Annotated in this window: 15 protein-coding genes and 2 pseudogenes; 7 read left to right on the forward strand and 10 right to left on the reverse strand. The window is 72.7% G+C overall.

What is annotated here, in order from left to right; translation table 11 throughout:
• Positions 1-15: 15 nt before the first annotated feature.
• The 8 genes from ABT296_RS18395 to ABT296_RS18435 all read right to left on the reverse strand — a co-directional run bounded on the left by ABT296_RS18395 (position 16) and on the right by ABT296_RS18435 (position 11219).
• A complete protein-coding gene (locus ABT296_RS18395) occupies positions 16-5091 on the reverse strand; it encodes an NACHT domain-containing protein (protein WP_502977278.1) in 5076 nt (1691 codons plus the stop codon).
• Positions 5092-5199: 108 nt separating this feature from the next.
• Complete coding sequence (locus tag ABT296_RS18405) at positions 5200-5373, reverse strand: hypothetical protein (RefSeq protein WP_351928456.1); 174 nt, start codon at positions 5371-5373, stop codon at positions 5200-5202.
• Positions 5374-5518: 145 nt separating this feature from the next.
• Positions 5519-6868, reverse strand: coding sequence for an FAD-dependent oxidoreductase (locus tag ABT296_RS18410; RefSeq protein WP_351928570.1), 1350 nt, complete (start codon positions 6866-6868; stop codon positions 5519-5521).
• Positions 6869-7081: 213 nt separating this feature from the next.
• Positions 7082-8704 carry a serine hydrolase gene (locus ABT296_RS18415; protein WP_351928458.1) on the reverse strand — a complete coding sequence of 541 codons (1623 nt, stop codon included), beginning with the start codon at positions 8702-8704 and terminating at the stop codon, positions 7082-7084.
• Between the two features lie 138 nt (positions 8705-8842).
• On the reverse strand, positions 8843-9277 hold the full coding sequence (locus tag ABT296_RS18420) for a VOC family protein (RefSeq protein ID WP_351928460.1): 435 nt from the start codon (positions 9275-9277) through the stop codon (positions 8843-8845).
• Positions 9278-9328: 51 nt separating this feature from the next.
• Positions 9329-10465 carry a hypothetical protein gene (locus ABT296_RS18425; protein WP_351928461.1) on the reverse strand — a complete coding sequence of 379 codons (1137 nt, stop codon included), beginning with the start codon at positions 10463-10465 and terminating at the stop codon, positions 9329-9331.
• Between the two features lie 66 nt (positions 10466-10531).
• On the reverse strand, positions 10532-10939 hold the full coding sequence (locus tag ABT296_RS18430) for a DUF3224 domain-containing protein (protein WP_351928463.1): 408 nt from the start codon (positions 10937-10939) through the stop codon (positions 10532-10534).
• A 52-nt stretch (positions 10940-10991) separates the two neighbouring features.
• The gene (locus tag ABT296_RS18435; protein WP_351928465.1) at positions 10992-11219 is read right to left on the reverse strand and encodes a hypothetical protein; all 228 of its coding nucleotides are present in this window, start codon (positions 11217-11219) and stop codon (positions 10992-10994) included.
• Between the two features lie 111 nt (positions 11220-11330).
• Between ABT296_RS18435 and ABT296_RS18440 the strand changes: the two genes are divergently transcribed.
• Complete coding sequence (locus ABT296_RS18440) at positions 11331-11954, forward strand: hypothetical protein (protein ID WP_351928467.1); 624 nt, start codon at positions 11331-11333, stop codon at positions 11952-11954.
• A gap of 352 nt (positions 11955-12306) precedes the next feature.
• Here ABT296_RS18440 and ABT296_RS18445 read toward each other — a convergent pair.
• Positions 12307-12516 (reverse strand): annotated as a pseudogene (locus ABT296_RS18445) (CoA-transferase); the annotation flags it as partial.
• Here ABT296_RS18445 and ABT296_RS18450 point away from each other — a divergent pair.
• The 5 genes and pseudogenes from ABT296_RS18450 to ABT296_RS18470 all read left to right on the forward strand — a co-directional run.
• A pseudogene (locus tag ABT296_RS18450) lies at positions 12515-12646 on the forward strand (LysR family transcriptional regulator); the annotation flags it as partial. The pseudogenes ABT296_RS18445 and ABT296_RS18450 overlap by 2 nt on opposite strands.
• A gap of 160 nt (positions 12647-12806) precedes the next feature.
• Positions 12807-13829 (forward strand): hypothetical protein, encoded by a 1023-nt coding sequence (locus ABT296_RS18455; RefSeq protein WP_351928469.1) that lies wholly within the window; start codon positions 12807-12809, stop codon positions 13827-13829.
• 97 nt (positions 13830-13926) lie between these two features.
• On the forward strand, positions 13927-14751 hold the full coding sequence (locus ABT296_RS18460) for a TetR/AcrR family transcriptional regulator (RefSeq protein WP_351928471.1): 825 nt from the start codon (positions 13927-13929) through the stop codon (positions 14749-14751).
• Positions 14748-15227, forward strand: a complete 480-nt coding sequence (locus tag ABT296_RS18465; RefSeq protein WP_351928473.1) for an HIT family protein — start codon at positions 14748-14750, stop codon at positions 15225-15227. Before ABT296_RS18460 ends, ABT296_RS18465 begins: the two co-directional genes overlap by 4 nt.
• A gap of 178 nt (positions 15228-15405) precedes the next feature.
• Entirely contained in the window at positions 15406-19638 is a 4233-nt protein-coding gene (locus tag ABT296_RS18470; protein WP_351928475.1) for a bifunctional nitrate reductase/sulfite reductase flavoprotein subunit alpha, read from the forward strand.
• On the opposite strand, the gene ABT296_RS18475 is transcribed toward ABT296_RS18470, so the two are convergent.
• The gene (locus ABT296_RS18475) at positions 19632-19991 is read right to left on the reverse strand and encodes a LacI family DNA-binding transcriptional regulator (protein WP_351928476.1); all 360 of its coding nucleotides are present in this window, start codon (positions 19989-19991) and stop codon (positions 19632-19634) included. The genes ABT296_RS18470 and ABT296_RS18475 overlap by 7 nt on opposite strands.
• Between ABT296_RS18475 and ABT296_RS18480 the strand changes: the two genes are divergently transcribed.
• Entirely contained in the window at positions 19977-20183 is a 207-nt protein-coding gene (locus tag ABT296_RS18480; RefSeq protein WP_351928478.1) for a hypothetical protein, read from the forward strand. The genes ABT296_RS18475 and ABT296_RS18480 overlap by 15 nt on opposite strands.
• Positions 20184-20281: the final 98 nt, after the last annotated feature.

The following is a 20281-nucleotide window of genomic DNA, read 5'->3' on the forward strand; positions in this document are numbered from 1 at the left end:
CGGGGACTGTGCGCGTCAGCGCAGGTCCGGCGTGGCCTTGATGCGCAGGCGTCCGCCGAGCGCTTCGTGGCCCTTGAGTCGGGGTGGCTGTCCGTCCGCGACGAGCGTGACGGACAGCCCCGGCAGGTCGTGCAGCGGGGTGAGGTCCAGCTCGGCCGGCGCGCCCAGGGTGATGCGCCGCAGGCCCGGGAAGGTCCGTGCGAGGCCGGTGAGATCGGCTTCGTCGTCCAGTGCGGGCAGGGTGAGCGCGTGCAGTCCGGGCAGGACCGGAAGCCCGGCGAGCTGCGACGCCGGGTCGCGCACCTGAATCTGAAGCGCCGTCAACTTTGACAGGTGGGCGAGCTGTTCGAAGAGTTCGGGGAGCGAGGTCTCGTGCCGTACGGCGAGCCCGCGCAGTCCGCTCCAGTGCCGCAGGGAGTCCAGTCGTCCGCCGTCCGCGGAGACGGAGAGCCGTGCGACGCCGGGATGCGCCGGGGGGAACATGTCGCGGCCCAGGCCGCGCAGGCGTAGTTCGCGCAGTCGGGGAAGGGTGGGGATGACGGCCGTCTCCACCGGGTCGAGCAGGGTGGCGTCCAGGGCCAGCATGGTCAGGCCGGAGCCGTTCAGGGCCGAGATGTCGTGGACCAGGGTCCCCTCCCCGAGGCACAGCCGGGTGATGCCCGGGCGCCTCGCGAGGAAGGACAGATGGCCGAGCGTGGGGTTGTCCTTCACGGTGAGCGTGCCCAGTTCGGTGCGGGGCAGTTCGCGGTCCAGCTGGAGCGCGGGGAAGGCGCCGCTGACGACGACGTCACGCAGCGGTCCCAGATGACGCAGGCTGCGGATCATGTGGTCGCGGTCGACGTGCACCTCGACGTCGTCGAGCCTGATGCGGGCCAGCACCTCGCGCGCGTACCGTTCGACCGGGAAGTCCCGCCAGGCCGAGACGGCGAACTGGCGTATCACTCGGCTCGGTTGGGACGCGAAGTCGAGGGTGAGGGGCAGGCACTCCGGGGTGCCGATCCGTCGGAGCGTGGTCACCACCAGGAGTTGTACGTCCTCGGTGAGTCCGCTCGGACCGGGCAGCATCGGCAGCACGTACGTCCCGAGTCTGGCCACCTCCGTCGCCTGGACGTCGTTCCTCGGCGGCATGAACGCCTTCACCCGGTCCTCGACGGCCTGGAGCGTGCTCGGTGGCAGGAACACCGCCTCGGCCGCGCAACTCGCCGCGAGGACGTGCAGGTTCCACCGCTCGTGCCCGGTGAGTTCGTCGCCCTGACGCATCAGGTCCTCGATGACCGCGCGCACCTCGGCGGTCGTGCAGTGGCCGACGGAGAGCAGTACGACGTCGTGCCACTCCTGCTGCGAGGCGTGCCGCAGGAGTTCGCCGAGGCAGTCGCTGTCCCGGAACTCGGCGGCGGCGAGGTAGTCCTGGAAGGTGCGGTGGATGAACTGGATGCTGTCCGCGGTGCGTTCCTCCAGGACACCGCTGCGGTTGAGGAGATGGCCCAGGATGGCCTGCGGGGATCCCTGGCCGCGGACCTTGGGCATGCCTTCGAGGGCCGGGGTGAGCTGTTTGACCGCCTGCTCGTGGGAGAGCTGCGACTGTCCGTTGCGCACCAGCCAGACGGCGATGCGCTGGAGGAGCGCCTGATGGGCCTCCGGGGTCAGCTCGACCCCTTCCGGCCGTTGGATCTTCCGGCGCGCGTCCCGTCGGCCCAGGAGCATCTTCAGCGCCGCGAGATACAGTTCGGGGCGGCTGACGGGCAGGTCGCCGCCGCTGCGGCGGTGCAGCGCGCACACGACGGCGCACAGCAGCGGGGTCCGGGCGAGGTTGCGCAGGGCGGGGTTGGAGGTGAACTTCGCCTTCAGGGACGCCTCCAGCTCGGAGAGCTGGTCGCGCTCCTCGGCGGTGACGAAGTCCTCCAGGCGGGCCGTGTCGTGCCAGGCGTGCACGAACGTCTCGATGTCCGTGTCCCGCATGGGCAGCAGGTGCAGCTCCTTGAAGCCCTCCTCCGCCAGCCAGCCCGTCTCCACCGCCAGCGGTCTGACGGTCACCAGGCACAGGTTGGCGGGGAAGGCGGCCAGCAGCGCGCTGAGCCACTGCCTGGCCTCCTCGCGGTCCTCCTGCGGCACCTCGTCGAGGCCGTCCACCAGCAGCAGGGCACGGCCTGCGTCGAGGACCCTGCGTGCCCAGTTGCGCGGCGCGTCACCCGTCATCAGGCCGGCCACCCGGTAGAGCGCGCTCGGCCCGGGGAAGCCGTGCCCGTGCGCGCGCAGCCTGCGCAGCGGGACGACGAAGGGCACGAGGCCGTTGAGGGCGCCGAGGCTGCCCTCCAGGGTGACCGAGGCCGAGTGGGAGGCGATCCACTCGACGAGCGTCGTCTTGCCCGCGCCCGCCTCTCCCCTGAGCAGCACGCGGGGCGCCGCGGCCAGCAGCTGCTCGTCGACGCGGCGGGCGCGCGGGGGCGCGCCGTGCGTCCGCCGGCCGGCGGGGGCGTTCTCGGCCTCCAGGTGGAGGTAGGCGGTGTCCAGGTTCCAGCGTGATTCGTGGCTGCCCAGTTCGTCGATGCCGATGATCGCGATGCTGTGGAAGCGGGCCTTGACGGCGTCCCGGTACTCCTGTTCGAACAGGTCGTCGTGGCGGTGGAACTCGGTGACCGGTTCCAGGTGCCGCGGCCGGTGGTCCTCGGGCAGGGTGAAGGCGGTGGTGACGCCGTCGTCGAGGCACGCCGCCTCGATCCGCAGGTGGCCGCGCCCGGCGGGCACCCGGGTGACGATGCCGATCAGCACACCGCCCGCGAGGACGGGGGCTCCGGAGAGTCCGGCCAGCGGCGAACGGTCGTCCTGCGGCCGAGCCGCGGGCGGCCGGGTGAACTCGCCGACCAGGACGTCCGGGCGGAGCCGGCTCGCCATGGGCAGCACGGTGAGTTCGAACTGGTCGCATTCGATCTCGCCGGTCAGCGGGTCCCGCTGTACCTGCGGGAAGCCCACGATCTGGCAGTCCTGGACGGGCTGCGCGGTGGCGACGCGCCCCCAGCGCGGCCTGCCGAGCGGCTTGAGGTAGCCCGGGCGCACCACCTCGGCGCGTGCCTCCAGCAGGGCGAGATCCCGCTTCTCGTCCCTCCAGCGCACGTCGCAGGCCACCCACTGCGAACCGCTCGGGTGGATCACCGCGACCGTGTGCTGTCCGGCGGGGGCGAACCGGGGCGGCGCGTCCGGGGCGGCCGCGCCGGGCGCGCCGTCGGCCGCGTCCGGCCGCTCGAGCCGCCGCTCGCGTACGACGTGTGCCGCGGTGAGGACGTGCCGGGGCCCGAGCAGGACTCCGGTGCCCTGGGCGCCGCCCCTGACCAGCACCACACGGTCCGCGGGCGACTGGGCCCCGACCATGGCGTTCAGGACGTCGTGCCGCGGCCGAAGCGGCCGGTGCCGCCCTGGTCCGGGTTGCCGACCTCTACGGACCCTCCGGTGCGGGTGTCCTTCGGGGTCAGGGTGAACGCCACGCGGTGGGTGCGGGTACGGGCCCGGGTGCCGTCGGCTCCGGCGTCGACGACCCAGGCGCGGACCTTCGCGCCCGTGGTGGCCTCCGTGCGCAGTTCGACGGTGAACTCCATGTGGATGTCCCCGACCTCGAAGCGGACGTCCTGTCCGTTGCCGCGGGCCGTGGCCAGCATGAGCTGGTCCCGGACGACCTCGATCGCGTCGGCGAGCTCGATCCCGTCCGGCGTGTCCACCCTGTCCATGCGCCCCCGCTTCCCTGGTACCGGGATCCGAATCTACCCCAACGGGACAGTGGATCAACGGACTTGGGGACAGTGACGCCCACGCCGGACGGCCGTACGCGTGGAGGCCGGTCCCGGTGGGCGTCGCCCGTAATCGTCGCTCCGCCCCGTCCGTGTCGGCGACGACGCCCACGGCCGCCAGGGCCACGACGACGAGCAGGAGCAGCAGGGCCACGACGGCGGGCGTGGGGTAGCTCCACAGGAGCAGGGCGAGTCCCCCGGCGCCGATGACGGCGCCCGTGGTGAGGGGCCGGTGCGTGCGCAGCCAGGGTCCGACGGGCCCGGTCGCCGCACCCGTCCGGGCGAGGGCGTGCCCGGCGGCACCGGTGCCCCGCGCCACGGTCGAGCGCACCGCGACCGCACCGCGCCCGGGCCCGTACAGGTAGGCCGCGATCGCCACGAGCAGGGCCGTGAGCAGCGAGGTGAGGGCGGCCTGCCGGAGGAACCTCACCAGGGTGTCGTAGACGGCCGCCGCGGCCTCCTGCGTCTCCGCGTCCCGCGCGACCGCGTTCAGGCAGATCTGGCGCGCCACGGCGACGCCGGCCAGGAGTGCGCCCATCATGACGCCGGTGCCGATGGCTCCGGCCATCAGGGCGACGCGCCGGTTCGGTGCCGCCCAGACGCCCAGCCCGCCGAGCACGACCACCGTGAGGGGCAGCCACGGGCCGAGGGCGCCGAGCCAGCGGGCGCCGTCCTGCGCCTCGCTGAGGTTGTCGTTGCGGGCCAGCACGATCGACTTGTCGGCCCCGGGTATGTCCTCGCCCTGGACGAGGGTCGTGCCGATCAGCCGCTCCTGCAGTTCCTCCACCACCGGGCCGACGTTCAGGACGACGGTGTCGCCCCTGACCGCGAGCGGTCCGTCTCCCTCTCCGGTGAGCACGTTCGTCGCCACGGTGTGCGCGCCGCGATTGATGTTGTCCCACGCCGTGGCGAAGGCCTCGCTGGTCACGACCTTCTCGACGCCGAAGCGGACGCCGGCCGTCAGTCCGCTCTCGAGCTGTTCGTCCCACTCGCGGGCCGCCTCGACGAGGAAGCGGGGTGCGTCCCGGTCGTCCAGGGTGTCGGCGAGCGCGTCGGTGATCCGGCTGAGATCGACGTCCTTGACGAGCCCATCGGTGACACGATCGATCAGCAGCTTCTGAACGGCGGGGTCCCGCGCCAGCGGAGAGACGGTCCGCACATAGCGGTCGACATCGTTGACCTGGGAGTTCACCCAGGTGGCGACGACACTGACGGGTGCCAGCAGCACGGCCAGCGCGAGCAGCGCGGACGCCGCGCAGAGCCGCAGCCGGTGGCGCGCGCCGTCCGTGCGCCGGAGTCGCTCGTACTCCATTCGTCCAGGATCACCCGGAAAGCCGTCCCGCTCACGTCGGGCGTGCTCCTCCGGGCCGGGGGCTGCGGCCGGGTCCACGGCGAGCCTCCCTTCGGCCCGCGGCCCTCGTCAGCCCTTGAAGACGTCCTTGGCCCTCTCCTTCTCGCCCCGCAGCCTGCCCCGCGTCTCCAGGGCGGCCCCCTTCGCCGCGAGCTGCTCCTTGTGCACCGCGTGAGCCGCCTTCCGCACGGCCTTCCCAACAACCTGCTCAGCCTTGGCCTTGGCCTTCTCGGCACCACTCATCTGCCCACCTCCGCCGACTCAGGTGCCGAGTCCCCCGGACCACCGGACGAAAACTCCCAAAAGATGCCATTCGGCACCTGAAGAGGTTCACCGCACACGAGCCCCACAGGCACATCAACGCCGCTGGCGGCGTGACGGCCGCGGCTCAGGGTTCCGGGTTCGGGGGTGGGGTGGTCGGGGTCGGGGCGGGTGGGGTGAAGAGGACTGCTCGGGCGACCGGTGGGGCGAACAGGGCGCCCACCGGCTCGGCGAGGGTCAGGACGGCGCGGAAGGCCCGGCCGACGACCGGGTCGCCCGGGGCGCGTTCCTGGACGCGGGCCAGGTACCAGTCGGCGACCCGGTCGGCGGGGGCTCCGGTGACCGCGTTGCCCGTCGCGCCCGGCATGGCGCGGTCCGCGCCGGCGGAGATGTCCCACGCCTGCCTGGACGCCGCGAGGAGCGCCCGCTGCACGCGGCGCGTGGAGGGCGTCCGGCGCCGGTCGGCCAGGCAGTCGCGCAGGGCGAGCGCGTTCATCGCGGCCACCGCCATGCCCTGCCCGTAGATCGGGTTGAACGTGCACAGCGCGTCCCCGGTCGCGAGGAACCCGGCGGGCGCGGCGCCCGCAAGGTCGTAGCGGCGCCGGATGTTGCCGGTCCGACGGAAGCCGAAGGGGGACGACAGGGGTTCGGCCCGCTCCAGCCAGCGGTGCAGGAGGGGGTGCGGAAGTCGGTTCACGTACGCCTCGAACTCGGCCTCGGTCGTGGGCGGTTCGTCGCCCCGCAGCCCGGAGACGATCACCAGGTGGCTGCCGTCCTCCAGGGGCAGCGCTCCCCCGGCGTGGACCTGCTCGGGGTTCGGGTAGACGTAGTAGCCGGCCGTGCCGTCGCCGAGGACGCCCTCGGGGCCGCGGTACACGCGCGAGGCGTAGGCGAGGCCGGTGTCGATGGTCTCCTCGTGCGGGGGCCGCGCGCCGATCCCGGCCAGCCACCGCGCGGCCCTGGTGCCGGCGCCGGACGCGTCGACGACCAGGTCGGCGTCGAGGATCTCCTCCTTGCCGCGGCTCGTCGTCCCGGACCGCTCCCGTACCGCCACCCCGCGCACCCGCCGGGCGTCGCCGAGCAGCCCGACGACGTCGGTCGACTCCACCGTGTCGATGGAGTGGCCGCGCAGGACCCGCTGCCGTACCAGGCCCTCCAGCTGGGCGCGGGATCCCGTGTAGATGTGGGTCGTGGCGGGCAGCCGCCGGAACCAGCGGCCGTTCTGCCACAGCACCAGGTCCGAGGGCATGCCGACCCGAGGCGCCCCGGCCGCCGTCAACTCCGCGAGGAATCCGGGGAGCAGGGCCTCCAGGGCCGTCTGCCCGCCCTGGAGCAGTACGTGCGGGTGCCGTCCCTGCGGCACCCCGGGGCGGGGTTCCTCGTCCTTGGGGAGCCGGTCCCGCTCGACCACGGTCACCCGGTCGGCGAACCCGGCCAGCACATGGGCGGCGAGCATGCCCGCGAGCCCTCCGCCCACGACCACCGCGTGCCGCCCACGGCCACCGCCATGACGTGTCGTCTCCCCCGTCCGGCTCACCTCGGCCACTCCCTTCGACGTTCCGTCATCGCGTGATCAGCGCCACCGTCAGGTGGGCGCAAATCACCGATTATGGCCCGCTGTTGACGGCGGAGCCGCTCGGACACTCAGCGAAAACGGTGAAATCGATGAGCGCGTCGAAGCACGGGGGGCTCACTTCCGCACGAAGGTGCCCAGACCGTTGTCGTCGAGGTTCTCCACGCGCACCTTCTCGGCCCGGCCCCCGGCGGCGACGGTGAAGGTGACACCCGAGAGGCCGACGGCGTTCTCGCCGGTGGTGCGGTAGCTGAAGGTGTCGCCGTCGAAGTGGGTGAGCGTGAACCGCTGCTTCTTCGGGCCGAGTTGCATGGTGAGCTCGTCGTCCCGCACGGTGACGTTCATCGGGCCGTAGTAGTCGTTGGTGTACGTGCCGGTGTAGGCGCTGTCGGCCCGGGCGGGCTTCGCGTCGGCCGGGGGCTTGGCGTAGTCGACGGGCGATCGCTCGCTCTCCACCGACTGTTCGATCAACTGGCCGAAGAAGCCGAGCCAGTCGACGGTGGGCCGGCCCGTCTGCGCGGTGTCGATGAAGTCGGCCATGATCGCCTCGGGCACACCGACCGGCCGGCCGTTGGTGAGCACGACGATGCCGAGATCCTCCGAGGGCAGCAGGTGGACCCCGGTGGCCGCGCCCAGCGCGAACGCGCCCGAGTGTCCGAGCTTCAGCCGGCCCTGGTCGTCGTAACCGACGTTCCAGCCGAGCCCGTAGAACCCGGTCCGGCCGGCCGGGGCGGGTGGGGGCGCGGACACGATGTGCGGCAGATGGGTCTGCTGGAGGGGTTCCTCGGCGACGATCTGCCGTCCCTGGAAGCGGCCGTCGTCCAGTTGGAGCCGCATCCACTTGGTCATGTCGTCGACCGTGGAGCTGGCGCCGCCCGCCGGGCTCTGCTCGTCGGCGTCGCGCACGTATGCGGCCTTCCAGGTGCCGCCGGACTCCACGTGGGTGACGGCCTTGTTCCCGGCCCGTTCGTAGTCGGCGAAGGTGGAGCTGGTGTCGTCCATGCCCAGGGGCCGGTACAGCTTGTCCGCGGAGAGTTCCTCCCAGCTGGTCCCGGCCGCCCGGGCGACGGCCACACCGGCCGCGGTCAGTCCGAAGTTGGTGTAGGCGTAGCCGGCGCGGAACGGGGTCAGCGGCTCGTAGCGCAGGCGCTCCAGGATGGAGGAGCGGTCGTAGCCGAGGTCCTCCAGCAGGTCACCGGCGTGGTCGGGCAGACCGCTGCGGTGCGAGAACAGGTCGGCCAGGGTGACGTGCCGGGTCACCCAGGGGTCCTTCAGGGCGAACTCCGGGCTGTACTCGACGACCGGGTCGTCCCAGCCCACGGTCTTCTCGCCGACGGCCCTGGCGACCACCGTGGAGGCGAGCGGCTTGGACAGCGAGGCCAGCTGGAACACGGTGTCGGCCTCCACCCGGCCCTCCGCGCCCACCCTGCGCACGCCGAAGCCCTTCGCGTACAGCACCTCGCCGTCGTGCACCACGCCCACCGCGACGCCCGGCACCCCGGTCCGGCGCATCGCGTCGCGCACGATGCCGTCGAGGCGGTCGACCGCCCGCCGGACGTCCTCGTCGCTCATCTGCGGCGCCGGCTGGGCGGGCGGTACGGAGGGCAGCGGCGACTCCCCCGCGGTCGCGCCGGTGCTCACGGCGGAGGTTCCGGCGTCGGTGCAGCCGCCGGCGAGGACCGCGGTCACGGCCAGGGCTACGGCGGTGCGCAGGGGGCGGGGGCTGACGGGGAGGATCATGTTCTCATCGAAACCCCGGCGGGTGAGTCTGTCGCACGGACGAGCCATTCGGAGCACGGGGCACACGGGCGTCACCACCACGGCACGGCGGCCGCAGTACGGCCGCTCAGCCGTACGGCCCCGCGGCCGTACGGCTGCTCAGTCGAGGCAGAACTCGTTGCCCTCGACGTCCTGCATGTTCTGGCAGGACTCGTTCTCCTCGTCGGCGAGCAGCAGTTTCCCGCGCACCGCGCCGAGTGCGACGAGCCGGGCGCACTCGGACTCCAGGGCGGCCAGCCGCTCCTCGCCCACGAGGCCGGTGCCGACCCGCACATCGAGATGCACCCGGTTCTTGACGGTCTTGCCCTCGGGAACCCGCTGGAAGAACAGCCGCGGCCCCTCCCCCGTGGGATCACCGCACGCGAACCACGAGCCGCGGTCCTCGGGTGCCTGCGAACGGTCGAAGTCGTCCCAGGTGTCGAACCCCTCCGGGGGCGCCGGCGGGACGTACCCCAGCACCTCGCACCAGAAGCGGCCGACGCGCACGGGATCGGCGCAGTCGAAGGTGACCTGGAACTTCTTTACCGAAGGCATCGGGCCACCCTAGCGGCGGGGCCGATCACCGTACACGGGGTTTCCTCGGCCTCACCGGTCCTCCATCAACACCTCGAGCGCGGTCAGGATGCCCTCCAGTGCGCCGGGTTCGGAGGCGAGGAGGGTCAGGGAGACCGACGGCCAGGCGTTGTAGCCCTTCTCGGGCAGGGCCTGGAGCCGTTCCGTCAGTCCGGGTACGGGCGGCAGCGAGGCGGCGAACGCGGCCGCCCGTTCCGGGCCGAGGTGGTGGGAGATCGAACCGAAGGAGAAGGAGAGGTCCTCCCGCAGCGGGGAGTCCTGCAAGGACAGGGTCCACACGGGCACCGGCCGCCCGGCCACCGGGTAATGGACCGACATGCTGGGGTACTTGGCCGTTCCGCCTTCGAGCCGTCCCGTCCCGGCCGCGTGGTCGAGCAGCGCGGTCGCGACCCGTCGTACCTCCGTGTCGGGGTGGGTCCGGATGGAGGCGTCCATCTCGGCGCGCGTCGTCCGCTGCGCCGTACGGCGGCCGGAGGGGGACTTGGCGGCCGTGGCGACCTCGCCGTGCACACGCGGGACGAGGACCCTGAGATCACCCTCGCCGCGGTACTGGGTCAGCTCGACGGCGTACACCTCGGTCTGCCGCAGCTGCCGGTTGAGGAACTCCACGACGGCCCGCAGCTCCAGCGGGATGCGGTCGGCGACGAACAGCAGCCGCATCTGCCCGGCGGCCAGTTTCTCCTCCACCGTCGTCCAGAACTCGTCCGTGGAGCGGTCGCCGAGCAGTTCGTCGTACGCCTCCTGCGCCGAGCGGCCGTCCGCGGCGCAGGTGTCCTCGAAGGAGCGCCGGAGCAGTGCGGCGGGCCAGTAGCGGGCGGCGTTCGCCGCGTAGTCCAGCATCTGCCCGACGACCTCACGCCGGATCCGGGTGTCCGTGGCCCGCTTGACCTCCACGAGGGTGGGCACGCAGTCGGCGTCGACGAAGAGATGGTCCAGCCAGTACGCCGAGCCGCTCTCCGTGCCCGTCGGCACGCCCATCTCCCGCGCCACCAGCACCAGTCTCAGCGGCCGGCCGTCGGACAGCGAGCCGAAGTCCAGCACCCGTGGGTGACGCGCGAGCAGGGTCTGGAACTCCTCCTCGGTGTCGAACCCCGCGAGTTCCAGGGCGCGGAGTTCCTCGCCCAGGACGAACACCGGGTCATCGGTCATGCGCTCCCCGCCCTCGGTCGGACCACGGATCCGGTCCGACCCCATTGCACACCCCGGTGGGCGGCCCTATGGGGCGATTTCGTAATCCAGCCGGATCCGGTGGGTGCCGTCGGCTTCCACCGCGATGCCTCCGGTCCCGGTGATGCCCGTCAGCGCGCCCGTTCCGCTCGTCGGCACGATGACGAAGTACTCGGCTTCTCTCCCCTCGCCCAGGGTCGTCGCGGCGTGCGCGAAGTTGAAGGCGCCGGCCCGGCCGTGGAGCGTCCCCGTGAAGGACTCCATGGCGACATAGGTCCCCGTCCCGGCGTCCGGGTCGAACGCGGAGGTGAACAGGGTGGTGGAGCGCCCGGTGATCTCGCCCTGGAACAGCTTCTCCATCGTGGCGACACCGACGGGCAGCGCGGTCTCGATGCTGCTGCCGGGCACGGGCGCCGGGGTGAAATCGGCGACTTTGAACGTTCCTGAAGCTCGCATGCCGGGATCGTATGCGGCACCACTGACAACGCCCCCGCACGCGCGGTCCTCGTCAGGCCCGTGCGTCCGGGTCCTCCTCGGCGCCCGGCAACGTGTTGTGGCCCTCGGACCAGTGGTTCGCCCAGCCGCAGACACCGCAGGCGTAGCGTCCGTTGACGCCCGACACCTCGGCGCCGCAGCCGCGGCAGTCCGTCGTGGTGATCTCCTGCGTATTGAGGAACGCCGCGGCAGCGGCGGCCGCCCGCGCCCCGCCGGGGGAACTCCTGCGCCTGGTCGTCACGGCCCCGACCCTACTCGTCCGGCCCGGCCCGCAGCGGACCCGGGCACGAGCCGGACGGCCAACGTCTCCGGGACGGCCACGCCGGCCCGTCCGGTCCGGCACGATACGGGCGTGACGACCATCGACCCTGCTCCGGACGAGCCGGATTCCGCCGCCGTGTTCGGCCGCGCCTGGAACACCCTCGTACCGGCCCGCGCGGCCTACCTCGAGGCCGTGACGCCCCACTACGACGAGGTCCTCCACGACGTCGCGCGGCGCGCCGAGGAGAGCGGCAGCCTCGGGAAGGCGGACCTCGCGGCCCTCGTCGTGTGGAAACGCATCGACGCCCGGACCAGGTGGGCGAGGGAGCTGATGTCCCGGGCGGACAGTGAGGTGCGGAAGGTGACCGAGCGAGCCGTCAGCGCGGTCCGCGAACCGGACCTCACCCGTGGCGAAGCCGCCAAGGCCGGGCGCGCGATCCTCGCGGGGCTGCCCGGCTTCCGGACGGGTGACGCGCTCGCCTCGGCCGTCCTGACCGCGGCCGCGCCCTCCCGGATGGCCGTCTACGACCGGCATGTCCAGCACACCCTCGACGCCCTCGGCCTCACCCTCACCGCCGCCCCCGGGCGCTACGGCCGGTATCTGCAACTCCTCGACGACCTGCTCCGGCACGGAGGGGATCGGGCCGACCCGTGGACCGCTCGGGACGTCGACACCGCTCTGTACTGGAGCAGCGCGGGTCCGCCGGTGGCGTAGGCCCCGGGGTTCAGTGTCTCCAGGCGTCCGGGCCGCCGCCTCGCCATTCGATCAGGTCGGACTTGCGTACCCAGTCGTCGTCGGTGGCGTACAGGCCGGCCAGGCGGAGGAACTCCACGATGTCCAGGAGTCCGTACGCCATGCCGATGAAGTGGTCGTTCACCCGGACCCGGCGGCCGCCGTCCGAGGCGAGCGGGTAGATCACGATGGGGTGTGCGGCGGCCATGCACCCAGGCTGCACCCGTGCCCGGAGCGGCGCACGGCGTGGTGCGCCGGTCGCGGGACGTGCTCGCGCGGACGGTCGTGCGGTGGGCCGCCGTAGTCCGGGCGGGCTCGGGGCTACGCGGTCGCCCTTGGCGGTGTGTTCCATGAGGACGATGACCCTGCGGGCGCCGCGGACGAGGCCCATCGCGCCGCCCATGCCCTTGGCCGTCTTGCCAGGGATCGTCCAGTTCGCCAGGTCGGCGCGGACGGACACCTGCATGGCGCCGAGGACGGCGGTGTCGATGTGTCCGCCGCGGATCATGCCGAAGGACAGGGCGGAGCCGAAGAAGGAGGCGCCGCCGTACGAGGCGGTGCCCCTTCAAACGGCCCTGTGGTGGCACCCGGTCCACACCCACGCCGTGTCCCACATCTGGCTGCGGGACACGGCGGCCCGGGTCGGCGAGCGTCTGGCGGCGGACGGGCGCTGAGGCGGCGGCCCCGCGGCGCGTGCCCCGAACACCTCCCCCGGGCCCCGTCGCAACCTCCGCGCGTTTGACACTTGAATACGCGTACCCTGTAATCATGGTTCATGACATTCGCCGCCGCCCCCGCACCGATCCAGGAGGCGGCCGATAGAAACGGCCTCCGATGCCCGACTCGACCTCTCCCACCACGACCACCGGAGCGGGCCGCAAACTCGCCGCGCTCGTCCTGGGCCTGGCCGCCCTGGTCACGGTGATGCTGTGCGCCTTCGCCCTGCCCTCCGTCAACAGCGGACCGCACGACATCCCGGTCGGCGTGACGGGACCCGCTCAGTTCACGCGGGCCCTGGAGGCGAAACTCGACGGCGACGAGTGGGACGTACGGGTCTACGAGGACGCCGACGCCGTCGAGGCGGCCGTCCACGACCGTGACATCACCGGAGGTCTCGCCCTCACCCCCGAGGGCGTCGACGTCTACACCGGCACGGCCGGCGGCTCCGGCACGGCCGGCGCGGTGACCGCCCTCGGCGACGGCGTCGCCGCCCAGCAGGGGACCGAGGCCGCCGTGCACGATCTGGTGCCCTTCCCCGAGGACGACCCCCGCGGGTCCGGCCTCACCGCCGCCGCCATGCCGATCCTCTTCGGCGGCCTTCTCCCCGTCATCGCCCTGAGCAGCCTCTTCCCCGGCCGCGACCAACTGCGCACCCGGCTCCTCGGCGTCCTGCTCTACGCCCTCGCCGCGGGCGCCGCCATCACCGCCTTCCTCCAGTTCGGCACCGGTTCCCTGGACGGCGACTACTGGCTCACCTCGCTCGGACTCGCCCTCGGGGTCACCGGGCTCTCCGGCACGATGCTCGGACTCCACGCCCTGTTCGGCATGCCCGGATTCGGGCTGGGCGGAGCGGTCCTCATGTTCCTCGGCAACCCGCTCTCCGGCCTCCCCTCCGGCCCGTACTGGCTGCCCTCGGGCTGGGCGGAGCTGGGCCAGCTCCTTCCGCCGGGGGCGACGGGCAGCCTGCTGCGCGCCAACGCCTACTTCGACGGCGCCGGTGCGACGACCCCCGTACTCGTCCTCGCCGCCTGGGTGCTGCTGGCCCTGAGCCTCGTCGCCCTGGCCGGCCGGCGCGGGGCCGAGCGGGCCGCCACGCCGACGCCGGCCACCGCGAGCGTCGAGGAAGCCGTCGCCTGACACGGCGGCGATTGGGCACCGGGCGCGGGGAGGTGGTTACCTGGCCCGGCAGCCCCGTCGGCGGGCCTGACCACCACGAAAGGGACGGTCGATTCGAGTGCCGCAGCAAGAACGCCCCGCCCCCGTGCCGCCCGCCCTGGTCGACGCGGCGCTGCGCGCGGCCGACGCCCGCGACGTCCCGGTCGGCGACGTGTCCCTGCAGGCCGTGGCCCAGGAGGCCGGCATCTCCCGAAGCACCCTGCTGCGCCGCCTCGGTGGCGGCCGGCAGGCCCTCGACGAGGCCGTGCGGGCCGCCGGTGTCGACCCGGGCGGCCAACGCCCGGTACGGGACCGTGCCATAGAGGCCGGGGCCCGGCTGATCAGCGAGAACGGGCTGGCCACTCTGTCCCTGGAGCGGGTCGCCGCGGCGGCCTCCTGCTCGGTGCACAGCCTCTACGCCGCGTTCGGGGGCCGGGACGAGATGCTCCTGGCCATCTTCGAGCGGTACAGCCCGCTGGTGGACGTCGAGGTGGTCGTGGCGACGCACTCCGGGGACCTGGAGACGACGGTCCGGAAGATCTACGCGGCCACGGCCGCCGCCCTCACCCAGGAGCCCCGGGTCTTCCCCGCCGTCCTCGCCGAGTTCCTGGCGCGCCCCCACGGCGCCTCCGTGCAGGGGCTCGTCCAGCGTGTCCTCCCGCGCCTGTTCCAGGGCGTCGGCAAGTGGCTCGGCGACGAAGCCGCGGCGGGCCGCGTCCGTGACCTGCCGCCGCTGCTGCTCCTCCAGCAGATGATGAGCCCGATCACCCTGCACCTCCTCCTGCGGCCGGCCGGGGAGCAGGTCCCCGACGTTGCGTATCCGCCGATCGAGGAGGTGTGCGACACCTTCGCCGACGCCTTCCTGCGCGCGGTCGCCCTGGACGCGGGCGCGTCGGGGCGATGAGCGCCGACTGGCGGACGGACCGGATCGGGGCCGCGTCGCGGGGCGAGAATCCGACGGTGCTGCGGCGGCTGGACGCCGGGTTCGCGGTCATCGGTGACGTCCAGTTCCTGCCCGGGTACTCGGTCCTGCTCGTGGACCGGCCCGGGGTGCAGCGGCTGTCCGACCTGCCCCGGCCCCGGCGGCTGGCGTTCCTGTCCGACATGGAGCGGCTCGGTGAAGCCGTCGAGCGGGTCTGCGGACGGCTGGATCCCGGGTTCCGCCGGATCAACCTGGAGATCCTCGGCAACGCCGACCCGTTTCTGCACGCCCATGTCTGGCCGCGCTTCGACTGGGAGCCGGACGAGCTGCGGAGCGGGCCGGTGTGGTGGTATCCGCGTGACCGATGGCGTGATGAGCGCTTCCGGCTCGGGCCCCGGCACCGGGCGCTGCGGTCCGCGATCGGCGGGGAGCTGGACCGGCTGCGTCCGGCGCCGTGACGGCATGTCCTTCGTCTCACATTGCACCGTTACGAGCTGTGCGGGCGGTGTAACCCGGCAAGATCCCGTGGTGTGACGGTCCGGTAATTCGATCTTCCTACCGTTCAGGGGAGGGGAGCCCCGCCGCGGTCGGGGGCGTCCCCGCTCAGGACGCTACACACGCGACGGGGTGGATTTCGTGGGAGCTGACTCGAAGGACGGCAGTGTCCGCACCGTCTGTTCGTACTGCGGGGTCGGCTGCGGCATCGTCCTCGACGTCGAGCGCGACCCCGTCGACGGCCGGCGCCGTGCGGCGAGGACGTCCGGGGACAAGGAGCACCCCACCAACTTCGGGCGGCTGTGCACCAAGGGGTCCACCAGCGCGGACATGATGGCCGCTCCCGGGCGGCTGTCGACGGCCCTGGTGCGCACCGGGCGCGGCACCCAGCCGGCCGCGGCCGACGTCGACGCGGCGATCGACTCGGTGGCGGAGCGGCTCCGGGCCGTCCTGGAGGAGCACGGGCCGGACGCCCTCGCCCTCTACGTCTCCGGGCAGATGTCCCTGGAGGCGCAGTACCTGGCGAACAAGCTCGCCAAGGGCTTCGTCCGCACCACGCAGATCGAGTCCAACTCCCGGCTGTGCATGGCCTCCGCGGGCACCGGCTACAAGCTGTCGCTGGGGGCCGACGGGCCGCCCGGCTCGTACGAGGACTTCGACCGCGCCGATGTGTTCCTCGTGATCGGCGCCAACATGGCCGACTGCCACCCCATCCTGTTCCTGCGCATGATGGACCGGATCAAGTCGGCGGGCGCGAGGCTGATCGTCGTCGACCCGCGCCGCAACGCCACCGCCGACAAGGCGGACCTGTTCCTGCGGATCAGGCCCGGCACGGATCTCGCCCTGCTCAACGGCCTGCTGCACCTGCTGGTCGAGGCGGGGCACACCGACGAGCGGTTCATCGGCGAGTTCACCGAGGGCTGGGAGGACATGCCCGACTTCCTCGCCGACTACCCGCCGGCGAAGGTCGCGGAGATCACCGGCATCCCGGAGGCCGACCTCCGGCAGGCCGCCCGCTGGATCGGCGAGGCCGGCGAGTGGATGAGCTGCTGGACCATGGGCCTGAACCAGTCCACGCACGGCACCTGGAACACCAACGCCCTGGTCAACCTGCACCTGGCGACCGGCGCCCTCTGCCGTCCCGGCTCCGGCCCCTTCTCGCTCACCGGCCAGCCCAACGCCATGGGCGGCCGGGAGATGGGCTACATGGGCCCGGGACTGCCCGGCCAGCGGTCCGTCCTGGTCGACGCGGAACGCGCGTTCGTCGAGAACCTGTGGAGCATCCCCGAGGGCTCCCTGCGCGCCGAGACAGGACGCGGCACCGTCGAGATGTTCGAGCGGATGGCCTCCGGGGACATCAAGGCGTGCTGGATCATCTGCACCAACCCCGTCGCCTCCGTCGGCAACCGCAGGACCGTCATCGCCGGTCTGGAGGCGGCCGAACTCGTCATCACCCAGGACGTGTTCGCGGAGACCGAGACCAACTCCTACGCCGATGTCGTCCTGCCCGCGACGCTGTGGGCCGAGTCCGACGGCGTGATGATCAACTCCGAGCGCAACCTCACCCTCGTCCAGGGGGTGCTCGACCCGCCCGGACAGGCCCTGCCCGACTGGCAGTTGATCGCCCGGGTGGCCTGCGCGATGGGCTTCGCCGAGGCGTTCACGTACGCCTCGGCCGAGGAGGTCTTCGAGGAGCTCAAGCAGGCGTGGAACCCCCAGACCGGCTGGGACCTGCGCGGGGTGACCTACGACCGGCTGCGCGCCACGCCCGTGCAGTGGCCGGCGCCCACCGCCGACGGCCCGGACCGCAACCCGATCCGCTACCTCAACGACGGTGTCAGCCAGAGGCTGTTGGAGCGTGCGGACGGCACCCGTCCCCGACTGGTCTTCCCGACCCCGAGCGGACGCGCGCGGTTCTTCGCCCGCCCGCACCTGCCCGCCGCCGAACTCCCCGACGACGACTACCCGTTCGTCCTCAACACCGGCCGGCTGCAACACCAGTGGCACACGCTCACCAAGACCGGCAAGGTGGCCAAGCTGAACAAGCTCAACCCGGGTCCGTTCGTCGAGGTGCACCCCGAGGACGCCCGTGACCTCGGGGTCGCCGACGGCGACCTTCTGGAGGTCGCCTCCCGGCGCGGCCGGGCCGTCCTGCCCGTCGTGGTGACCGACCGGGTGAGCCCCGGCAGCTGCTTCGCCCCGTTCCACTGGAACGACCTGTTCGGCGAGTACCTCAGCATCAACGCCGTCACCAGCGACGCAGTCGACCCGCTCTCCTTCCAGCCCGAGCTGAAGGTCTGCGCGGTCGCCCTCGCCAGGACCGCGGCGCCGGCACCCGCGGCCGCCCCGGAACCCGTGGCGGAGCCCGCCCCCGCCCCGGCCGTCCCCGACGCCTCCCCCGTGCACGCCCTCGCCGGACTGTTCGGCATCGACGACCTCGCCCCCGCCGCCCTCGCCGCGCCCGAGCGCCGCTACCTCTCCGGCTATCTCACCGGGCTCGCCCTCGCCCCGCCCGACGGACGCGTCCCCGTCCTGCCGCCGGACGCGCCCTTCACCCCGGAACACGCCCAGTGGGTGGACGGAGTCCTGGCCGGCATGTTCTCCCGGGCCGCCGCACCGCCCGACACCGCCCCCGCGACCGGCACCGGCCCCTCGACCGGAACGACCGGGACGACCGGGCCGACCGGAGCCACCGGCACCACCGCTCCGGCCGGCACGCCACATGCGGCCCCCGCCACACCCGCCCGGCGCCTGATGGTCGTATGGGCCTCCCAGACCGGCAACGCCGAGGAGGTCGCCGGCACCACGGCCGCCCGGCTCACCGAGTCCGGCCGCAGCGCCGAGGTGCTGCCCATGGCGGACGTCTCCCCCGCGCACCTCACCGCCGACACCGACGTCCTCCTCGTCACCTCGACGTTCGGCGACGGCGACGCCCCGGACAACGGCGCCGACTTCTGGCGGGCGCTGTGCGCGCCGGACGCGGCCCGGCTGGACGGGGTCCGGTACTCCGTCCTGGCCCTCGGTGACTCCAGCTACGACGACTTCTGCGGCTACGGCCGCCGCCTCGACGAACGCCTCGAAGCGCTCGGCGCCACCCGCGTCGCCCCGCGCGCGGACTGCGAACCCGACTTCGAGGAACCCGCCCGGCACTGGCTCGGCCAGGTCGTCACGGCCCTCACCGCCTCGGGCGACCGGATAACGGTGACCGCGGGCGTGGTGGAGACAGCGCCGTCCTGGGCGCCCGCGCCGGCCGAGTACACCAGGTCCTCGCCCTTCTCCACCCTCCTGGTCGGCAACCGGCTGCTGAGCCTGCCCGGTTCGCAGAAGGAGGTCAGGCAGTTCGCCTTCGACACCCGCGACGGCGAACTCGCCTACGAGGCCGGGGACGCGCTCGGGGTGTGGCCGGTCAACGGCGCCCCGCTGGTGGCGGAGTGGCTGGCCCTCACCGGCCTCGACCCCGACGAGCCGGTCCCGCTCGGCGACGGCACGGTGCTGCCCCTCGAAGAGGCACTGCGCACCCGGCTGGACATCGCCCGGATCAGCACCGACCTGCTGAAGTTCGTGACGGAGCGCACCGGCAGCCACACCCTCAAACGGCTGCTGCGGCCCGACAACAAGGACGCCCTGGCGCAGTGGTGCTGGGGGCGCCAGGCGGCCGACGTCGTCGCGGAGTTCCCGTTCCGCGCCTCGGCGGCGGAGTGGGTTGGCGTCCTCAAACGCCTCCAGCCGCGGCTGTACTCCATATCCTCCAGCCCGCTCGCGCATCCGGGCGAGGTCCGCCTCACCGTGTCCGTGGTCCGCTACCCGGGGGACCGCGGCCGGGACCGGCTGGGGGTGTGCTCGACCTACCTCGCCGACCACGCGGACGACGGTCCGGTCCAGGTCTTCGTGCAGCGTTCGCCGCACTTCCGCCCGCCCGCCGATCCGGCCACCCCCATGATCATGGTCGGGCCCGGTACCGGCGTCGCGCCCTTCGTCGGCTTCCTGGAGGACCGGCGGGCCCGCGGGCACACCGGCCCCAACTGGCTCTTCTTCGGCGAACAGCGTCAGGACACCGACTTCTACTACCGCGAGGACCTCCGGGCGCACCTGGCCTCGGGCCACCTCGACCGCCTCGACCTCGCCTTCTCCCGCGACCAGCGCAACAAGGTCTACGTACAGGACCGGATGCGCGAGCACGGCCCGCGTCTGTGGCAGTGGCTCCAGGACGGTGCCCACTTCTACGTCTGCGGCGACGCGGGCCGGATGGCCAAGGACGTCGACCAGGCCCTGAAGGACATCGCGACCACGCACGGCGGGCTGGGTGCCGAGGAGGCGTCCGCGTACGTCAGGCGCCTGGCCTCGGACAAGCGCTACGTCCGCGACGTCTACTGACCGGCGAGCTGGTCGAGCCACTCGCGGGTGTCGGCGCTGCGGCCGTGGACGGCGGACAGGACCATGCCGGCGTCGGCCTGGTGGAGTACCTCGTCGACGCCGCGGATGATCTCCACCGACCAGAGGCTGTCGAGTTCGTTGAGGACGAGGTCGATGACGGCTCCGCGGCGGCGGGCGGGACGGCGTTCGTAGCCGATTTCGTCCATGACCGCCTCGACGCGCTGTTTGGTGTCGGTGGAGACGTCGGCGCGGGCGTTGAGGACCTTGGAGACGGTGGAGACGGACACACCCGCCGCGGACGCGACCATGTTCGGGGTGACCCTGCCGGAGGCATCCGGGTGCTCCGTGTTCATCGAGGTGTCCGTTCCGCCGAGTGCATCAACCTCGACTTCCGCTACGGCTGGGACGGCATCGACGACGGCACCTTCGACTTCCCGCCGGACACCACATGGTTCGTGGACGGCAGGCTCTCCCGGTACGGGACGGCCAAGGCGTCCTTCTGCGCGGGGCTCGCGGCGGGCGGGTTCACCGCACGCTGTCGCTGAACCATGAGCCGCCGTCCGGTCGCCCGGTGCCGAACGAGAGGCGGTGACGTCAAGCCTCGCGAAGGGACATGAACCACACCTGAACCGAAGTCGCCGTT

Source organism: Streptomyces sp. NPDC000983 (genome assembly GCF_040299205.1).
Lineage (GTDB): Bacteria > Actinomycetota > Actinomycetes > Streptomycetales > Streptomycetaceae > Streptomyces.